The 17,755-nt window shown below is 45.5% G+C and carries 16 protein-coding genes and 1 riboswitch; of the genes, 8 read left to right on the top strand and 8 right to left on the bottom strand.

Features of this window, described 5'->3' with window-relative positions; genetic code table 11:
- Positions 1 to 217: 217 nt before the first annotated feature.
- Positions 218 to 1,318, top strand: a complete 1,101-nt coding sequence (locus MJO46_RS13435) for an ISAs1 family transposase (protein ID WP_253988702.1) — start codon at positions 218 to 220, stop codon at positions 1,316 to 1,318.
- Between the two features lie 15 nt (positions 1,319 to 1,333).
- Here MJO46_RS13435 and MJO46_RS13430 read toward each other — a convergent pair whose 3' ends face one another.
- From MJO46_RS13430 to MJO46_RS13410, 5 genes are all read right to left on the bottom strand, one after another.
- Positions 1,334 to 2,041: a hypothetical protein gene (locus tag MJO46_RS13430; protein WP_253989729.1), complete on the bottom strand. Its 708-nt coding sequence runs from the start codon at positions 2,039 to 2,041 to the stop codon at positions 1,334 to 1,336.
- Positions 2,038 to 2,472: a hypothetical protein gene (locus tag MJO46_RS13425; protein ID WP_253989728.1), complete on the bottom strand. Its 435-nt coding sequence runs from the start codon at positions 2,470 to 2,472 to the stop codon at positions 2,038 to 2,040. Before MJO46_RS13425 ends, MJO46_RS13430 begins: the two co-directional genes overlap by 4 nt.
- Complete coding sequence (locus MJO46_RS13420; RefSeq protein ID WP_253989727.1) at positions 2,473 to 3,606, bottom strand: hypothetical protein; 1,134 nt, start codon at positions 3,604 to 3,606, stop codon at positions 2,473 to 2,475.
- A gap of 308 nt (positions 3,607 to 3,914) precedes the next feature.
- The gene (locus MJO46_RS13415) at positions 3,915 to 4,304 is read right to left on the bottom strand and encodes a GIY-YIG nuclease family protein (protein ID WP_253989726.1); all 390 of its coding nucleotides are present in this window, start codon (positions 4,302 to 4,304) and stop codon (positions 3,915 to 3,917) included.
- A gap of 10 nt (positions 4,305 to 4,314) precedes the next feature.
- A complete protein-coding gene (locus MJO46_RS13410) occupies positions 4,315 to 6,450 on the bottom strand; it encodes a S9 family peptidase (protein ID WP_253989725.1) in 2,136 nt (711 codons plus the stop codon).
- Positions 6,451 to 6,694: 244 nt separating this feature from the next.
- Positions 6,695 to 6,921, top strand: a riboswitch (FMN riboswitch).
- Positions 6,922 to 7,125: 204 nt separating this feature from the next.
- On the opposite strand from MJO46_RS13410, the gene ribB reads away from it, so the two are divergent.
- The gene (gene ribB, locus MJO46_RS13405) at positions 7,126 to 7,779 is read left to right on the top strand and encodes a 3,4-dihydroxy-2-butanone-4-phosphate synthase (RefSeq protein ID WP_253989724.1); all 654 of its coding nucleotides are present in this window, start codon (positions 7,126 to 7,128) and stop codon (positions 7,777 to 7,779) included.
- A gap of 401 nt (positions 7,780 to 8,180) precedes the next feature.
- Positions 8,181 to 11,405, top strand: a complete 3,225-nt coding sequence (locus MJO46_RS13400) for an EAL domain-containing protein (RefSeq protein ID WP_253989723.1) — start codon at positions 8,181 to 8,183, stop codon at positions 11,403 to 11,405.
- A gap of 71 nt (positions 11,406 to 11,476) precedes the next feature.
- Here MJO46_RS13400 and ftnA read toward each other — a convergent pair whose 3' ends face one another.
- Positions 11,477 to 12,013 (bottom strand): non-heme ferritin, encoded by a 537-nt coding sequence (gene ftnA / locus MJO46_RS13395; RefSeq protein ID WP_253989722.1) that lies wholly within the window; start codon positions 12,011 to 12,013, stop codon positions 11,477 to 11,479.
- 326 nt (positions 12,014 to 12,339) lie between these two features.
- Between ftnA and glp the strand changes: the two genes are divergently transcribed.
- The 4 genes from glp (at position 12,340) to MJO46_RS13375 (ending at position 15,401) form a co-directional block, all read left to right on the top strand.
- A complete protein-coding gene (gene glp / locus MJO46_RS13390; protein ID WP_253989721.1) occupies positions 12,340 to 13,593 on the top strand; it encodes a gephyrin-like molybdotransferase Glp in 1,254 nt (417 codons plus the stop codon).
- A gap of 9 nt (positions 13,594 to 13,602) precedes the next feature.
- Complete coding sequence (gene moeB, locus MJO46_RS13385; protein WP_253989720.1) at positions 13,603 to 14,370, top strand: molybdopterin-synthase adenylyltransferase MoeB; 768 nt, start codon at positions 13,603 to 13,605, stop codon at positions 14,368 to 14,370.
- Positions 14,371 to 14,460: 90 nt separating this feature from the next.
- A complete protein-coding gene (locus MJO46_RS13380) occupies positions 14,461 to 15,123 on the top strand; it encodes a Bax inhibitor-1 family protein (protein WP_106648561.1) in 663 nt (220 codons plus the stop codon).
- Between the two features lie 23 nt (positions 15,124 to 15,146).
- A complete protein-coding gene (locus MJO46_RS13375; protein ID WP_253989719.1) occupies positions 15,147 to 15,401 on the top strand; it encodes a DUF333 domain-containing protein in 255 nt (84 codons plus the stop codon).
- A gap of 56 nt (positions 15,402 to 15,457) precedes the next feature.
- On the opposite strand, the gene rlmF is transcribed toward MJO46_RS13375, so the two are convergent.
- Positions 15,458 to 16,558 carry a 23S rRNA (adenine(1618)-N(6))-methyltransferase RlmF gene (rlmF, locus tag MJO46_RS13370; RefSeq protein ID WP_253989718.1) on the bottom strand — a complete coding sequence of 367 codons (1,101 nt, stop codon included), beginning with the start codon at positions 16,556 to 16,558 and terminating at the stop codon, positions 15,458 to 15,460.
- Between the two features lie 77 nt (positions 16,559 to 16,635).
- Positions 16,636 to 17,052: a flagellar basal body-associated protein FliL gene (locus MJO46_RS13365; RefSeq protein WP_253989717.1), complete on the bottom strand. Its 417-nt coding sequence runs from the start codon at positions 17,050 to 17,052 to the stop codon at positions 16,636 to 16,638.
- Between the two features lie 101 nt (positions 17,053 to 17,153).
- On the opposite strand from MJO46_RS13365, the gene MJO46_RS13360 reads away from it, so the two are divergent.
- Positions 17,154 to 17,726: a chorismate lyase gene (locus MJO46_RS13360; protein WP_253989716.1), complete on the top strand. Its 573-nt coding sequence runs from the start codon at positions 17,154 to 17,156 to the stop codon at positions 17,724 to 17,726.
- The last annotated feature ends 29 nt before the right edge of the window (positions 17,727 to 17,755 follow it).

Genomic DNA, 17,755 nt, shown 5'->3' with positions numbered 1-17,755 from the left:
TTTAGAAGGTCACTGGTGCAACAATGCTTGATTGGGTGCAACCATTGATAACCGAGCAATGCCTGACCTGACTTTAATTCTAAATTTAATTATTCTTAATCAGTTTGTGTACAACATATAGAGCAACTACAGGGCGGGATCATACTTTGTTAACAGTAGGGAACTTCTTCGTATCTGCATGATCTGATCGGGCATGTTATTCTACTGAGCCTAATCCATGTCCTTATTTGAACACTTGAAACTCATCGAAGACCCTCGCTCTCACATCAATCTAAACCATGATTTAGTTGATATTATTTTTCTCGTTTTAGCCGCTATCGCTTCAGGTTGCGATGGCTGGCAAGCTATCGAAGAATTCGGCAAAGAGAATCTATCTTGGCTGCGTAAACATCGAAATTTTGATAACGGGATCCCTACTCGACATTCTATTGCTCGGATCATTAAAGTCATCGATAGCGAAATACTGGTGTTGACACTCTTTAGTTGGGTTAATCGCGTAAGAGAAGCATCATCTAAGCCTTTGATCGCTATCGATGGAAAAACCTTGCGGGGTGCTGTTAATCAGCATGGCGCTAAAAATGCGCTTCACCTCATCTCGGCCTTTGATACAGAACAAGGAATTGTGCTGTATCAGCAAGATACACAGACCAAAGGTAACGAAATCGCAACGGTTCAAGCGCTGTTGCACATGTTAGACATTAAAGATGCTGTTGTAACCTTTGATGCACTTCACTGCCAGCGGGAAACGCTTCAACAAATCATCAAAGCTAAAGGCGACTATGTTGTTCAGGTCAAAGGCAATCAACCTCTACTTAGGCAGGCCATAGAAATGCAGTTCCAACCTCACTGGGATAACGACGGCGTCGACATATTGAGTATCGAAGAGGATGACAAGGGGCATGGCCGTAAGGAGCGTCGCATGACGTTTCAAGTCCCAGCAAAGCTGCCGCAGGCGCTCGCGAAAAAGTGGCCATCAGCCAAGTCGCTCATAGCAGTTGAACGTCAACGAACACATAAAGGTGTTACAACCATTAATACGGATTATTACTTAAGTTCCTTACCTTTAGACGTCGAACTTGCAGCCAAAGCGGTGCGTCAGCATTGGCACATCGAGAACCAGCAACACTGGGTGCTTGACGTAACATTTAGGGAAGACTGTTCAAGAATTGGTGACCGTGAAAACGCGAAGAAGATGGCGTTATTTCGTCGTATCGTGCTGAACCTTTTAGAGCAACATCCGCTAAAAGCCAGCAAACCAACCAAGATGAGAAAGGCTGCATGGAATGGCGATTTTAGGAGCGAGATTTTCTTTGGTTAAGAGATTTAACAAAGCTTAATCCCGCCCTGTAGAGCAACTACGATTACATTTCTTTCTTGTTTTAGCGCTTTTGTCAGAAGCAACATCATGAAGGGATACTGTTATGTGTTTAACCTTAAATACCTGCCCAGAACTTTTATGCTTATGGGTTGTATAAAAATGGCGCGCACCACTGAATAATATTTCTTCCTGAAAATTAATACTATATTCAGAGTGTTCATTTTCTTTACCCTTGAGGTAAGCTCTCCAATTACTAAGAACAACTGCTGGACTTGATGAGCGACAATATATAATTAACGCACCTTCTTTCTGAACTTTTGATCCAGTCGCATATCTATCAACAAGTTGCCTAAACCCCTCCATAATATGCGTATTACTAGTGTCCAACTTTGCTTCACCAAGCCAAACATAATTATCTCTAAAGTTTATTGAAAAATCACAATTTCCATTATAGTACGCATCTTGCTCTGCAGTGATCCCTGTAAACCTGAACGCATTTACAATCTCTAATGTAGTTCTATCTTCAGTATCTCGAGCTCTTAAATGAGGATGCATATCAATTCTATTTATTATTAAATCTAATGTTTCATCTATACTCTTTATAAATGTATCATAATCTTTCCCATATAAATCACGCTGAAGCCCCAAAGTACAATTAGGAAGAAAATAGCTCAAACTACCGTTCTCAACCTGCGCCAACGTCATATTTTCAAGGCCATTCATTCTATATCAACCTCAATATCTAACTGATGAGATTCATTAATCGAAAATAAGATGCAAACCTTATTTTCATAGTCAAAAATCAACTCCCCCGTACTAGGATGCACAATTGAGCCATGTAGTTTCGCATCTAGTAACTCATCGACACTTAATGGATGCCATACATCATCGACTACAAGACAATAAATCACTTTCAAGAATTCAATATGTTTATCCAACATATAATTTATTATTATTCTAATTTTACTCTCATAATCACTATGATTAACTCCAGCCCTAATGATTTCATGTTGAATCTGATGGAACCCTACATTACTATAATCTTTATTCTCTGCACGCTTTTTAAAATACTCAAAAACAAGCAAGGCAATTTCTAGAGAGTCATCATCTCTCCAGTCATTCTTTATCAATGCTTCTATTTGACTAAAGTACATTTAAACATCACTTTTAAAATAAGATAATTTACAATCCTTTATGGATTGAATAAAGTAATCATAATCATTCTTAGAGCAGCATTCAGATAATATAACATGGCTAAGATATGGAAATGCATCGCCAGTCATTTTTGAAACTCCGGGAAAGTATAATTCAGAATGATAGTTCACTGAACCTATTGAATTAATCTTTTTTACTGCAATTCTAAATAAAGAAATATCAGAAACTTTTTCCACACCTGCTTTATGGAATAATTGCTGCCTCAAGTCATGTTGACCCAATCTTAATCTTTCATGATGTATTACGTCACCAACACAAAACCCAAGTTCACATGCACGGTCTTGGTGTTTATGATAAACAGCAGGAATTAAAGTAAAAAAGTTACACCGATTGAATTTTTTAGATTCTAAACTTACTACTTTTCTTAAATCTTTATAGAATTCTTCTCTAAGCATACTAAAAGAATTATCAGTATCTTCCTTAGATAAATAAGAAGATGTATCTAACTTTAGTTCAATGGTAGAGTCAGATCTCCTTAAATAAACTGAATCATAATAACGCCTTGTTATTCTTCTTTTTGCTCTTATATCAAAAACACCTTCTAACGTCCCTAAAAGTTCTGCATCTTTTAAAGTTGAGACATTAATTGAAAATGTTTCAACCATACTTTTCACTGATGCGTAAACAAAATTAATACCGTCAGCATCCTCTGACACATGAGTTAGCTGAGGAAGAGCACTCAGTAATGAGTCAGTATTTTCATCAATGTATGGATAATTTATTACAACTTCATCAACTACAGGCTTTATTTTTCTTGCATGATTATATATAAACTCAAAGCTTTCCGGTTCAACTTCATCTATTGATACTGTTTTATTAAAATATAGAAATTGTTCCTTATAGAACTTATCTAACTTAAAAAAAGAGTCTGCAGTAACATCATTCAGTTCATATTCACGCCATCTTTGTGCTGTTGCGGCCAACCCTCTAGCAAAATCAAGTTTGGCAGTGGAGCCTATTATTCGTAAAATATTCCATGGGATTCTTTTTTCTAAAGAGTTAATTATTATATTTTTCTTTACCGCATCCATCCCTAGCTCCAATTTTACAGTTAGACTTTCTGAATAACTCAATCAAGGTCTCATTAACAATAAGTAATCACAGTGCATTTCTCATCTTAGAAACGACATAATTAATTACGCAAAGTTTAAAATAACCGCGCTTAGTCTAAATCTTGTTCAAATCCTTTGTAAAGCGTTTACTGTTTAGCATCAACGTGTTTATGTAGGCACCCACTGTTAAATCTGGATATGAGCAGGCTCACAAGATACTCAGTGGTTAACGGGATTAAGCACTGACATGGAAGTGACCGTCCGTGACATGGATGTCACGGTCGAGCCTATAGGGACATATTCACGGCGTGTCACTGAAATGGCAGAGCTTAATCGTTCCCCGCCATCATACCTAACGCTATCAAAGCGAGCTTTTGACTGCGGCTTAACTTTTTAACTGCGATCTCTCGCTTGAGGGCATCGCTGCGGGTGCCGACTTGTTCTTGATACATTAGGGTTAATGGACCTTTGCCGCGCAAGTACTTTGCTGCTTTGGGGCTGCTTGATTGATGCTCGTTAAACCGGCGTACGACATCTGTGGTGATACCAGTGTACAAGTGGCCATTGGCGCAGCGGATAAGGTACAGATACCACATCGAGACTTGTTCTATCTCTGACGTCGCGCCTTGGTCCGAAGTAACAGCTTGATCTTGGCTAGCCCCTTGCTCAAGGCTAGCCAAGTGATGTGGATTTGCAGTCTCAACAACTAAATCGGTCACCCGTTGGCGCCTACTTAGTTATGCCTAACAGACTTAAGAAGAAGGCATATTCCTGGGCAGTGTCTTGATACTGGCGATAACGGCCACTCTTACCACCGTGGCCGGCATCCATATCGACGTCGAATAACAACACCTTATCGTCCAGCTTGTACCACTTATTCTGCACTTCGCGCAGTTTCGCCACCCATTTAGCGGGTTCGAAATACTGCACCTGCGAATCATGCAGACCCGTGGTTACTAACAGATGGGGATACTCATGGTCGGCGACATTGTCATAGGGCGAGTAGCTGAGCATATAGTCAAAATAGGTCTTCTCATTGGGATTGCCCCATTCGTCATACTCGTTGGTAGTCAGCGGAATCGACTCATCGAGCATGGTCGTCACTACATCCACAAAGGGCACATGGGCCGCAATGGCAAAATACTTCTCCGGTGCCATATTGGCAATCGCGCCCATTAATAGGCCACCCGCACTGCCGCCAGCGGCAACCACTTTATTTTTATCGCCATAACCTTGCTCGGTTAACGCCGTAGTGACATCAATAAAGTCATTAAAGGTATTCTGTTTATTCAGTAGTTTACCCGCATCGTACCAAGGGCGACCTAACATTTCGCTACCGCGCACATGGGCGATAGCATAAACAAAGCCGCGGTCGAGCAGACTGATAACCGACGACGAAAAGTCAGGCTCTACCGTGTAACCATATGAACCATAACCATATTGGTACAGAGGGTTGGTGCCGTCTTTCTTGAATTTATCTTTGCGATACACCAAAGACACTGGCACCTTGGCGCCATCACGGACGGTGATAAATAAGCGTTCGGCTTTGTACGCACTGGCATCGAAACCGCCTAACACTTGATCCTGCTTGAGCAAATCCCGTCTATCGGGATTATTTAAATGGTACTCGTACACAGCCTCTGGCGTGGTAAGGCTAGAGTAAAAAATGCGTAACTTGTCGCTATCTTGCTGGGAATTAACATCTAAACCGAGCACATAGGCGGGTTCGTCAAAACTCAGCTCAAAGGGCTTTTGGCCATTGAGCGGCATCACTTTGATCCGACTTAGCCCATTTTCACGGGTCTGAATGATCAGATGATCCTTAAGCACTAATTGGTCTTCAATCCGCGCATTGGGATTATGGGCAACCACTTCCTGCCATTTGGATTTATCGGCGGCATCTTTTACCGCTACCTTCATCAAACGGAAGTTAGTCGCCTGCCAGTTGGTCAAAATGTAATAGCTGTCACCCAGTTTAGAGATGCTGTATTCGTGGCCTTCTTCCCGTGGTAATACGGGTTTAAACAGACTTAGCGCATCATTGGCATCGAGCACTGACACTTCACTGGTGGTGGTGTTCTCGTGGAATAGCACAATTTGCGATTCATCTAAGGTTTTGCCAAGGGCAATATAAAATGAGTCATCCTGCTCCTCATATACCAGCACATCACGGGACTGTGGCGTGCCTAGCTCGTGGCGGTACACTTGATAGCCCAGCAGGGTTTGCAGATCCTTGGCAATATAAAACACATGGCGATTATCGTTAGCCCAAACCACTCGGCCCTCTGTGTTTTCAAGCACATCGGTGATCATGTCGCCAGAGGCTAAGTCTTTAAAATAGATCTGATATACCCGGCGACTTAACAGATCCTCACCAAAGGCCAACATAGTTTCATCCGGGCTGACACTGGCGCCGCCTAAACCATAAAATTCATGGCCCTTGGCGCGCTCGTTCACATCGAGCATCAGTTGCTCAATCCCATCGGCGCCCTTTCGGCTGATCAGTGGATATTCGCTACCCTCTTGATATCTGTGGTAATAACTATGTTGATGCCATTGGTATGGCACGCTGGACTCATCGGCGAGCAAACGCTCGGTCAGCTCTTTAAACAGTCCATCCTGCAGTGGTTTGAGCGGTTTAAAATAGGCCTCAGTGTAGCGATTTTCGGCGTTAAGGTGCGCTAACACTTTGGGATCTTGGCGTTTATCGTCGCGCATCCAATAATAATCGTCGGTACGGGTCACGCCATGTAAGGTCATCACATGGGGAATTTTTTCCGCAACGGGCGCAGAGACTTGCCCTTTTGGAGTGGAGCAACCGGGTAATAGCATAGCGAGACCTAAAGTAAGCAGCAGAGAGCGCATTTATACGTCCTTGTGACGTTCAAACACCATCGTAGGTGACGATGGCAAGCCAATAAGTGAATATGCTGAGTATGATATACCCAAGCTACCTATAGTTGCGAGTCTCCTAAAGGTTATGCTCGCTTAAAGATCTTTGCCAGTTGTGCGCTTGCGCAAACATTACCCAATTTAAGGCGCGATTTTATTGCCATCACCACTAAATAGGCGCAACATAACGGCGTTTTTGGGCCTAAACAGCCTTAAAACAAATTCTCAGGGCGGGGTGAAACTCCCCACCGGCGGTAAATTGGTACTGGTTAAGTGATGATATTACTGAGCCTTATCAAAAGCCCGCGAGCGCCCGAAAACACTTTCGGGGTCAGCAGATCTGGTGACTTGGGCTTGACTAAATACCCAATATTCCAGAGCCGACGGTAATGGACTGTTTGCTTTTATGGCAACGGTGCTGAGTCCGGATGGAAGAGAATGTAAGACAACACGCCGTGAAACTAAGAATGCTTTCTTAACCATAGCGTTTTTAACTATCGCGCCGTGTTAGCCTCATATTTTGCAATAACGTCGCCCTTTGGTGCGGTGCTATTGCTACAGCAAAGCCATGTTTTAATGCGCCTGAGCTGTATTTCTGCACGCCCTGATTCTGGATATTCCAATGTCGTATTTTTAAGGATATTAACCATGAATCAGTCTTTACTTGCTCCTTTTGGTACTGCTATCGAACGCGTTGAAGCGGGTCTTAATGCCCTACGCCAAGGCCAAGGTGTGTTGGTTGTCGATGACGAAGATAGAGAAAACGAAGGCGACTTAATTTTTGCCGCCGAGTCACTGACCAATGCCCAAATGGCCATGTTAATCCGCGAATGCAGCGGTATCGTGTGTCTATGTTTACCCGACGATAAAGTCAAAGCCCTCGAGCTGCCGCCTATGGTGGAAAACAACTCGAGCCAATATGGCACCGCCTTTACTGTGAGTATTGAAGCCAAAGTAGGCGTCACCACTGGCGTTTCAGCGGCCGACCGAGTCACCACCATTAAAACCGCCATTGCCGATAATGCAAAACCCTGTGATTTAGCCCGCCCAGGCCATGTGTACCCGCTACGTGCCCAGCCCGGTGGCGTGTTAACTCGCCGCGGCCATACCGAAGGCACTATCGATTTAATGCAACTGGCCGGACTCAAGCCAGCGGGCGTATTATGTGAAGTCACTAATCCCGATGGCACTATGGCGCGTTTACCCGAGATCATTGCCTTTGGTGCACTGCATAATATGCCTGTGCTGACGATCGAAGATATCGTGGTTTACCGTAAGTCGTTATTAGCCAATGTAGGCTAAGTCTCCATCGCCCATAAGAGGCAATGCTATACAGCCGTTATCCCCAAAGACGCTTGCCACCGCCAGCGTCTTTTTTATTGGTTTTGCCGCCCAAACTGACTCCGAATCCCATAAGAAAACATGCAACGCTCAAATATCGCTCAATATCACAGACAAAGGGCTATTTTGTTTGGTAGGGAAAATACATAAGTAAAAATAATATCTTAGATATATATATAACAAATCGCTTAATTTCGTGACCTAGATTAGATATCCATAAACTAGAGATCGCGGCACGTCTTTGTCTATGTTAAATATCCACCGTCAGTATCTGGTCTTTTACAACTTAATACCGTATCAAGGCGAACGCCTTGATTTTTTTTATGTCTCCCGCCAGGCAAATGGAGTAGGAGTAAGTTTGCATGCCATCCACGCTACATCACCTCAGTCTGAAGCAGAAACTCATTCTGTTTTCACTATTGCCCTTGCTGATGATGAGCCTGTTTGTGCTAACACATATGTTTGTTCTTGCGCAGGAATATCGCGCCGCCACTCACAATCATCTAGCCATACAAACAACAACACAGATTACTGAACTCCTCTATCAACTCCATAAAGAATACGGCCTAAGTGTCCCGACTAATCAAACGGCCAGCTCCCAGAATCAATCAGAGTTACTGCAACAGCAACAGAGCACGGCTAAAGCATTGGATGAATTGCTCAATGGGCCGTCTTTAAACGATTTAATTACCGTCTTAGATAACAATCCATTGAGTTCAGCGCGGCTGCAGGAGCGGCTCGACGCACTACGGCTATCGAGCCACAAACTCATACCAGCCCACCAGGATGTATTGAAACAGTATCCTCAGGTTTTCAGCAACTTATACAATCAGCTTAATGCCCAACTCCTGCAACTGATCCAGCAGCTACAACTGCAAACCAATGATATTAACCAATCCCGCGCCTATGCCGATTTATTAAATCTCCTGATGGTGCAGGAGCTTGCCGTCAAAGAGCGCAGCGCCATTAACAGTATGCTGTTATCAAGCTCATTGAGCATCGATGATTACCGCAGCATAAGCACGATAATGTACGAATATGGCCAAGCCATTTTGCACGCCAGCAATGCCTCGATTTCAGATAGACAATCACTGATCCGCCAAATACAAGCTTCTCCAGAAAACTTACAAATACTCAATATTAATCAACAGATTGAACAGCAGAACCGTGTTAGCACTTTAGTGCAAAATATCAATGCCCATTTAGGCTATGGCGGTTTGATCGATAGTTATCAGAACTATTTGCTCAAGGGCGATGCTAACTCACTGGATAAATTCAATCGGGCCTTGGCTATCATTCAGCTTAATCTGGATGAGCTAAAGCATGAGACCCGCAACCAGCCAAGCTTAATCCCCACGGTCAATGTTATCGAAGACAGCATTCACCAATTCCAATTTGATATGTCTAAGCTACAACAGTTGCAACCTCAAAGGCTTGCCCGCGAAGAGATCGCCGCCCTCGCCCATGTGAACGACACCAATCTGAGTGGGGCCATAGACAAACTGTTAATGCCACCCCATCCGGTCAGCAGCAAAGATTGGTGGTCACTGACAACGGATCGCATCAATAAACTGCACGCCATAGGTAATGAGATCACTGAGTCCATGGCGCAGCAGAGTGAAACTCAGCAAAACCAAGCCCTGACGCTTCTCGGTTTATACCTCTTTTCCGCCTTGTTTACCGCCACTATCACACTCTGGCTAGGGCGTAAGATTATTCGCAGCTTTATCGATAAAATCACAAAAATTGCCAATAACATGCAGCAGATGGCGGCCGATCCTCAGCTCAACATCAATATCAATGTTTCAGGTTCGGATGAACTCGGCCGCATGGCCCGCGCCATGAACCTGATGATTAGCGAGCGCCAAAAGGCTAACCATGCGCTCAATCGTGCCGCCGCCGTATTCAATTATTCAGCCGAAGGCATAATGGTGACGGATGCGGATAATCATATCGAAATGGTCAACCCCGCATTTAGCCAGATCACGGGTTACACCTTAGAAGACGTGAAGGGACGCAGCCCCTCACTCCTAAGCTCTAAACGCCATACCCAGCATTTCTACACCGCTATGTGGGAGGCCCTAGAACAGGAAGGTAAGTGGGAGGGAGAAATCTGGAATAAACGCAAGGATGGCCAAGTCTACCCCGAGTATCTGGCGATAACTGTGGTGCGCAATGAGCAGGGGCAGATAATCCAACATATTGGTTTATTTATGGATATCAGTAAACGTAAACAATATGAACAGGATCTTTGGTATCAGGCTAACTTCGATAGCCTTACAGGCCTACCTAACCGCAAACTTTTTAATGAACGTCTGCAGCATGAAATCCATGTAGCACAGCACGACTCACGTAAGCTGGCTATTCTGCTGATCGACTTAGATCAATTTAAATATATTAATGATGTACAGGGCCATGCCACTGGCGACCTGTTGCTACTCGATGTAGCTAAACGCCTAGAGGAAATTGCGGGTAAAACCGATTTTATCGCCCGTATCGGTGGGGATGAATTTGTCCTCATATTGCCACGCCTAACGAACGAACTCGCCATCGAACATATGGCCAGCCGCATCATTGAAACCCTATCCGCGCCTTTTATACTGAACGAACGGGAGATCCAGATCTCCGCCAGTTTCGGTATTGGTGTGTACCCCGAAGATGGTCTCGACGTAAGCTCCCTCACCCGCAATACTGAAATGGCCATGTATCAAGCCAAAGATGCCGGCCGAAACACCTTCAAATACTTTACCGCAGGTATGAATCAAACCATGTATGCTCGCATGGAACTGGAACAACGCCTGCGACGCGCCGTAGCACAAAATGAATTTACCCTGCATTATCAACCTATAGTCGATATGAAAACCGGCCAAGTGTGCAGTGTTGAGGCGCTTATCCGCTGGCAAGATCCTGATTTTGGCCTGATACCACCGGATCAATTTATCACTATCGCCGAAGAGACTGGGCTTATAGAACCTATGGGCGAGTGGGTACTCAACCAAGCGATGCACGACCTCAGGCAGTGGCAGAAAAGCGGCTTAAATATCAATGTCGCCATTAATGTTTCCAGCCGTCAATGTATCAACACCCGCGGCATGGGCTTTGACCAAGTGCTGCAGGAATGCTTTAACCGCCACCATGTGAACCCGCGCAATGTGCATATTGAGATCACCGAAAGCATGTTGATGGGCGATGCGAGCCACTGCTTAAGCACCCTAGAATCCATTCGCCACTTAGGCTCGCAAATCTATATCGATGATTTTGGGACAGGTTATTCCTCATTGAGTTATTTGAAAAAATTCCCTATTTCTGTCATCAAAATCGACCGCAGTTTTGTGGAAAATGCCCTCGATAACAACTCGAATGCAAACTTAGTTAAAGCGATAGTGATGATGGGCCAAAGCCTTGAAATGGAGCTCGTTGCCGAAGGCATAGAAACCGAGGCCCAGTGGCATTTCCTGCGGGACCTAGGCTGTCATTTCGCCCAGGGCTATTTAATCTCAAAACCGCTGCCATTCGATGAGGTCACGCCGCTGCTGTATATCAAGCATATTCACCATGATTATCAGGATAGTTGTGTGAATATCTAAGATGATAGAAAGCTAAGCACTCATAGCAAAAAAGCAGACTAGGCTGCTTTTTTGTGGCGAATAAAACGGACTTAAGCCTGTGGCTGGCTTTGGCCATTCATAATGCTTTCGCCGCCCTTAGAGGCCAATTTAGCCAGATCTTTATCAATAAAGAACAACGCTTTACCATCTTCACCCACTAAACGGATCTTATCGACAATCGACTTAAACAGCTTTTCTTCTTCATGCTGCTCGGCCACATACCATTGCAGGAAGTTGAAAGTGGAATAATCTTGATTAGAAAATGCGGCATGGGCTAACGCATTAATTTGGCGAGTGATTAACTGCTCGTGCTCATAGGTCAACTCGAACAAGGCCAGTAAGGATGAAAACTGTGACTGCGGCGCCTCAATCGCACCTAACAATGGCAGGCCACCGGTTTCACTCACATAAGTAAACAGGCGACGCATATGGCCCATTTCTTCGTCCGCATGTTCACGCATAAACTTAGCTGCGCCTTCAAAGCCTTGATCTTCACACCATGCGCTCATTTGCAGGTATAAATTGGAGGAGAAGAACTCCATATTAATTTGTTCATTCAACTTTTCGATCATGGTTGCTGACAGCATAGTAAATCCTCTTTGGCATTCGAACTGAAATCTTGGCCCATTGTCATTAAGGGGGACAATAAAAGCAATAAAATTTACCTTTGAACCTTGAGCTAACTTAATGATTATTTGATAAAAATGATTTTCATTTGTTCATCGACTCGCGTTTAAGTTTGAGATTTTATGTTAAGACTATTCAACATAAAGCGCCCACTTTCCTAAACTGTGGCAGTAAAAAACCGATTGCCCATCACAGAAACTCGCATGCAGATCATGGCCATCGCCGATCACCGTGGCATAATAAGCCCAATGTTGCCACACAACTCACAGCATATAAGGAAGACCCGATGTCCGTAAAAGCCGATCCTTGTTCGCAACCTAGCCTAATGCATCCCGATCAAGCTATTCCCCTTTTGCTCGAACAAGTTAGCCCAGTGTCAGACACCGAAGTCGTATTATTGCCCCAAGCCTTAGGTCGAGTGCTCGCCGAAAATTTAGCGTCCTGCATCGATCTGCCGCCCTTCGATAACTCATCGATGGACGGCTATGCCTTCCGTTTTGCCGACTTACAGCAACAGACAGAGCAAACGGCTCTACGCCTTATCGGCAGTTCCTTCGCGGGACATGGCTTTCAAGGTGAAGCCCAAGCGAATAGCTGCATACGGATCATGACGGGGGCTCCAGTTCCTGCGGGTTATGACACAGTGCAAATGCAGGAAGAAACCCAAGTCCAAGGGGAATTTATTCTTATCAAGCACCCCAAGGGCAAAGGCGCCAATGTGCGTTGCCGTGGTGAAGAACTCACCCAAGGCACCCAAGTGCTTAATGCGGGGATCGAAATCGGTGCCGCCGAACTGGGTGTACTCGCCACCATAGGCGTTAGCCAAGTCAGGGTTTACCGCCAACTTAAAGTCGCCTTTTTCTCAACCGGGGATGAGCTACGCCCGGTCGGCAGTGAATTAGCGCCGGGGCAAATTTATGATTCTAACCGTTATTCCATCCAAGGATTACTCAGCCGCGCCAATGTGGAATGGCTGGATTTAGGCGTGATTGCCGATGATCCCGAGGCCATTCGTCACGCATTTCGCCATGCCGCCAGCATAGCGGATATGGTATTAACCTCGGGCGGTGTTTCGGTCGGCGAAGCGGATTTTACTAAGCAAATTCTCGATGAAGAAGGCCAAATCACCTTCTGGAAGCTCGCGATTAAACCGGGCAAACCCTTTGCGATGGGACGGATTGGCAAGGCGATATTCTGTGGTTTACCGGGTAATCCGGTCTCGTCCATGGTGACTTTTTATAAACTCGTTTGGCCAATATTGAACAAGATGCAAGGTTTAACCCCAGTAGAACCTTTGATGTTAGACGCCACACTGACGACTCCGGTGCGTAAACAACCGGGCCGCGTCGAATATCAACGGGGGATTTTAAGCCGTAATCCCCAGGGTGAACTCGAAGTGGCGATCACCGGCAGCCAAGGTTCGGGCATGTTGACCTCTATGAGTCTGGCCAACTGTTTTGTGTTGTTAGAACAGTTCCAAGGTGACACGCCGGCGGGCACTAAAGTCACAGTTGAACCCTTTAACAGCGTACTCTGCTAAGGTCTCTTTATGAACGAACAAGTAGACATCCTTAGCGATAGCGAGCTCACCCGCTACAGCCGCCAGATATCCATCAAAGCCATGGATATCGATGGTCAGGAACGCTTAAAACTCGCCAAAGTCTTGATGATAGGCGCCGGTGGCCTAGGCTGCGCCGCCAGTCAATATCTTACGGTCGCAGGTATAGGCGAACTCACATTAGTGGATTTTGATAGGGTTGAGTTATCTAACCTACAACGCCAAGTGCTTCACCAGGATGCGAATATTGGCCAAGCTAAGGTCGAATCGGCTAAACAGAGCCTAAGCCAGCTCAATCCCCATATAAAAATCAATACTATCAATGCCGTACTAGACGACCATGAAATCGATGCCTTAGTCGCTGACCATCATCTAGTGCTCGATTGCACCGATAATGTTAGCGTACGTGAGCAGCTCAATCTCAGTTGCTTTAAGCATAGAGTGCCCTTGGTTTCCGCCGCCATCCGTATGGAGGGCATGGTGACAGTATTTGACTATCAAGAACAAACACCTTGTTATCATTGCTTTAGTTCATTATTTGGCGAGCAGCAGCTCAGTTGTGTCGAATCGGGAATTCTTGCCCCCGTCGTCGGTATGATAGGTTGTTTACAGGCAGTGGAAGCGATCAAAGTCATCACAGGCATAGGCAAAACCCTCGCCGGGCGTATTTTGATGATCGATGCGATGACGATGGAATTCCGAGAGATGAAATTACCCAAACAAGCCAGCTGTCATGTCTGTGGCGCTCAAAATGCGTAAACTTGAAAAATAGCTTTATTTGCCTTAACTTAGCGCCGCTCTGGTGAGGCTTAGCAACCAGTAACAATAGGGAAATCACAGGGAAACCATATGGATTCTGAAAACAGTGTCTTTGATCGCATGACCACCGACGATCCCATCGTTGGTGCAGGTATTTATAACCTCGTTATAGGCCTCACGCTCATTTGGGGGTTCGCCGTTAACTATTGGATGGTCACCAATATCGACCCAGAAGCGATTGCCAGCGTTAATCCTTGGATTTTCTTTATCGGCTATTTTGCCTCCTGTTTCTTCGGGATTTATCTGTTTCAAAAATCGAGCAATCCCGTCGTCAGCTTTATTGGCTACAACTTTGTGGTCGTCCCCTTCGGCTTAATTATCAATATGGTGGTCAGTCAGTACGATCCTGAATTAGTGACCGAAGCCATTCGCATCACAGGGCTAGTCACCATTGCCATGATGTGTTTAGGCACACTCTTCCCCGCCTTTTTCCAAAAAATTGCCGGCGCACTCACTATCGCTTTGTTGCTGGTTATCGTCGTCGAACTGATTGAAGTATTTATCTTTAATACCCACCACGGCATTTTAGATTGGATAGTAGTGCTGATTTTCTGCGGGTATATAGGTTACGACTGGGGACGGGCGAATCAAATTCCCAAAACCATAGATAATGCCATCGATAGCGCAGCCGCTTTGTATATGGATATCATCAACTTATTCCTACGAATTCTGCGAATTTTAGGGCGTAAATAAGTGAATACGATTAAGGAATATGTATGAAAACTCGTTTTCCATTGGTGGCAACACTGCTGACCGCTGTGGCATTCGTCGGTTGCGGTGAAGCCGAAAAGCCTGCTACACAAGTCAACATGGCCAATCCCGCTTCTGAGTATTGCATCTCCCTCGGCGGCAGCTTAGCAATAGAGAAAACCGCCGAAGGTGAGCATGGGATCTGTACCTTGCCAAGTGGCGAATCCATGGAAGAGTGGGCGTTATTCCGCCGCGATCATCAGGAAGAAAAGCCGCAGTAACAGTGGTTATTTTTACCTTTAATAAGAACAGGCGCCACTGGCGCCTGTTTTGTTTTTTAACGAGTTAAGTATTCATCGCGCCAAATTTTGCGCTTAGCCGCCGACTGAAAACTCCACGCTAAGACCCGGGTGATCTTATTGCCCTGCTGCATCTCAATCGTCTTCACAGTATCAACTTTCAACTGCGCTAAGGCTTGATAACAAAGTTTCAGATTTTCCTTCTTCGACACTAGGCTAGTGAACCACAGGCATTGCTCGGCAAAAAGTTGGCTTTCGTGGATCATGGTCGCTAAAAATTGTTGCTCGCCACCTTGGCACCAAAGTTCCGCCGCCTGACCACCGAAATTCAGCTTAGCGCTTGCTAGCGGAGCCTTTCCCCCTCGGTTCGCTGCAAGATTGCGCACCTTACGCAAAGAGCCTTCACTGGCCTCGGCAAGCGATGCATGAAAAGGGGGATTGCACAGGGTCAGCTCGAAGCAATCATCGGCTTCGATGATCCCCTTAAACACCGCCTGTTCATCCGGTTGTAATCGTAAACTTATCCGCCCCTGCAGCACTGGGTTTTGCTCGATAATGCCCTGCACATTGGCGAGTGAATGGGCATTGATATCCGAGGCGACAAATTGCCAGCCATACACTTGGCTGCCCAATATGGGATAAATGCCGTTCGCGCCTGTGCCTATATCTAATACCCTAGCGTTCCCCAGAGCCAATGACTTATCGCCTTCGGCTAAAAGGTCTGCCAAATAATGCAAATAATCGACGCGACCGGGTATGGGCGGACAAAGCGCCCCCTTAGGAATATCCCAAGATCCAATCCCATAGTGATGTTTTAGGAGTGCGGCATTGAGCGTCTTAACCGCCAAGGGATCGGCAAAATCTATGGATAAAGCACCGTAGGGCGTCGGGCGAACAAAGGCTTTAAGCTTAGGGAATACACTGATTAGCGCCGAAAAATCATAGCCATCCAGGTGAATATTGCGTGGATGTAGGGCTTTTTTTAGCGGCTTGCGACCCTTGGTAGCCGCGGATATTGTCTTATGCTTCCCCACTGATTGGGACTTAGAATCGACCCGCGCAACATTTGGCCGCCCGTGTACTTTACCCCGAGATGCGGTACTGGGTTTGAGAGCGGATTTAACGGCAGGTTTTGACATAGCGGCTCTGGTATATGGGGGTTCTGCTAGCGCAACGGGCCAACATGCGTCGGCCTCAGGTAAAATAGTTGTACGAATTAATCGTACAGATAAGAGGTAAAGAGTAAGTTTACGATCAATGGCTTACCCGCTTCTTGGGTAATGAGATTATTGACCATATCGAAACACTCGCGTCGAATTTCTTCACGGCCAGTGAGCGACTTAATCTTTTCTTCCGATTGATTGCCCAACACCTCAATAATCGCGGCGCGCAGTAGCGGATTGTGGCGCTCAATAATGATGAGATCCTCTGGGTCTTTAACCATTAATTCGACGCTGATCTTCACAAAGCCAAGCTTTTTACGGTTCGAAATATAGTTAGTCACTATCTCAGGCTCGAAGCCGTAATAAGCGTATTCACTCTGTGTTGCGGGCGGCGCTTCCTTTTCATCGGCCGCATAAGCATTAAAGGCTAAATTGAGCAAAATCAGGCAGGCTGATAATATTTTTTTCATAGCGGCTTACGGCTCCCTAAAAACAATAATGGTCGATGGAAGAAACTTCCCAATCTATCTGGTAGACTGCCGACGTTTGCTTATATTGTAACGAGTATTTGATGAATGTGACCAGCTTAAGCTTCCCCTATGGTGAATCTATTCAGTGGTTTTGCGCCGAGAGTGCCAACAAACTTCCCCAATCTCCCCTGAAAGATTGGTTGCTCGCGCCGGGCAGCCTCACACAAAAACTAAAAACCTGTTGCAACCAGTTTGAGGTTAAAGTGTTAGGAGAAGGTCAGCTTACCCCACTCGAAGGTGAATATCCCCAGCAGGGTTTAGTGTGGATCCGTGAAGTGCTGCTCTGCCTTGACACTATTCCTTGGGTATTCGCCAGAACCTTAATTCCACAAACCTTACTGTTTGAACGACAAGCAGATTTCCTTGGTCTTGGCACTCGCCCACTGGGGGAACTGCTGTTCAGCCAAGATAACTTTATTCCCGGCAGAATTGAAGTTGCCCGCTTCGAAACCTGTAGCCGCCTAGCCCAACTGGCCAAAAGTTTAGATCAGCGCGTCGAGGATGAACTTTGGGGACGGCGGCGTTATTTTCACCACGGCCACGATGAGATGATCGTCAGTGAGATTTTTCTGCCCGCGGCAGTACAAGCTATCGAAGCCCTCAACAAACGCTAACAAACAAAAATGCCTCTGATATCAGAGGC

Origin of the sequence: Shewanella sp. KJ2020 (genome assembly GCF_024197625.1) — a bacterium.
Lineage (GTDB): Bacteria > Pseudomonadota > Gammaproteobacteria > Enterobacterales > Shewanellaceae > Shewanella.
The sequence above is the reverse complement of the archived record's forward strand: the minus strand, read 5'-3'. Positions and strand labels throughout refer to the sequence as shown.

Bases quoted from the DNA above. Each gene is read 5' to 3' on its own strand.
- MJO46_RS13435 (WP_253988702.1), top strand. From the start codon at position 218: ATGTCCTTATTTGAACACTTGAAACTCATCGAAGACCCTCGCTCTCAC.
- MJO46_RS13430 (WP_253989729.1), bottom strand. From the start codon at position 2,041: ATGAATGGCCTTGAAAATATGACGTTGGCGCAGGTTGAGAACGGTAGT.
- MJO46_RS13425 (WP_253989728.1), bottom strand. From the start codon at position 2,472: ATGTACTTTAGTCAAATAGAAGCATTGATAAAGAATGACTGGAGAGAT.
- MJO46_RS13410 (WP_253989725.1), bottom strand. From the start codon at position 6,450: ATGCGCTCTCTGCTGCTTACTTTAGGTCTCGCTATGCTATTACCCGGT.
- ribB (WP_253989724.1), top strand. From the start codon at position 7,126: ATGAATCAGTCTTTACTTGCTCCTTTTGGTACTGCTATCGAACGCGTT.
- MJO46_RS13400 (WP_253989723.1), top strand. From the start codon at position 8,181: ATGCCATCCACGCTACATCACCTCAGTCTGAAGCAGAAACTCATTCTG.
- ftnA (WP_253989722.1), bottom strand. From the start codon at position 12,013: ATGCTGTCAGCAACCATGATCGAAAAGTTGAATGAACAAATTAATATG.
- glp (WP_253989721.1), top strand. From the start codon at position 12,340: ATGTCCGTAAAAGCCGATCCTTGTTCGCAACCTAGCCTAATGCATCCC.
- moeB (WP_253989720.1), top strand. From the start codon at position 13,603: ATGAACGAACAAGTAGACATCCTTAGCGATAGCGAGCTCACCCGCTAC.
- MJO46_RS13380 (WP_106648561.1), top strand. From the start codon at position 14,461: ATGGATTCTGAAAACAGTGTCTTTGATCGCATGACCACCGACGATCCC.
- MJO46_RS13375 (WP_253989719.1), top strand. From the start codon at position 15,147: ATGAAAACTCGTTTTCCATTGGTGGCAACACTGCTGACCGCTGTGGCA.
- rlmF (WP_253989718.1), bottom strand. From the start codon at position 16,558: ATGTCAAAACCTGCCGTTAAATCCGCTCTCAAACCCAGTACCGCATCT.
- MJO46_RS13365 (WP_253989717.1), bottom strand. From the start codon at position 17,052: ATGAAAAAAATATTATCAGCCTGCCTGATTTTGCTCAATTTAGCCTTT.
- MJO46_RS13360 (WP_253989716.1), top strand. From the start codon at position 17,154: ATGAATGTGACCAGCTTAAGCTTCCCCTATGGTGAATCTATTCAGTGG.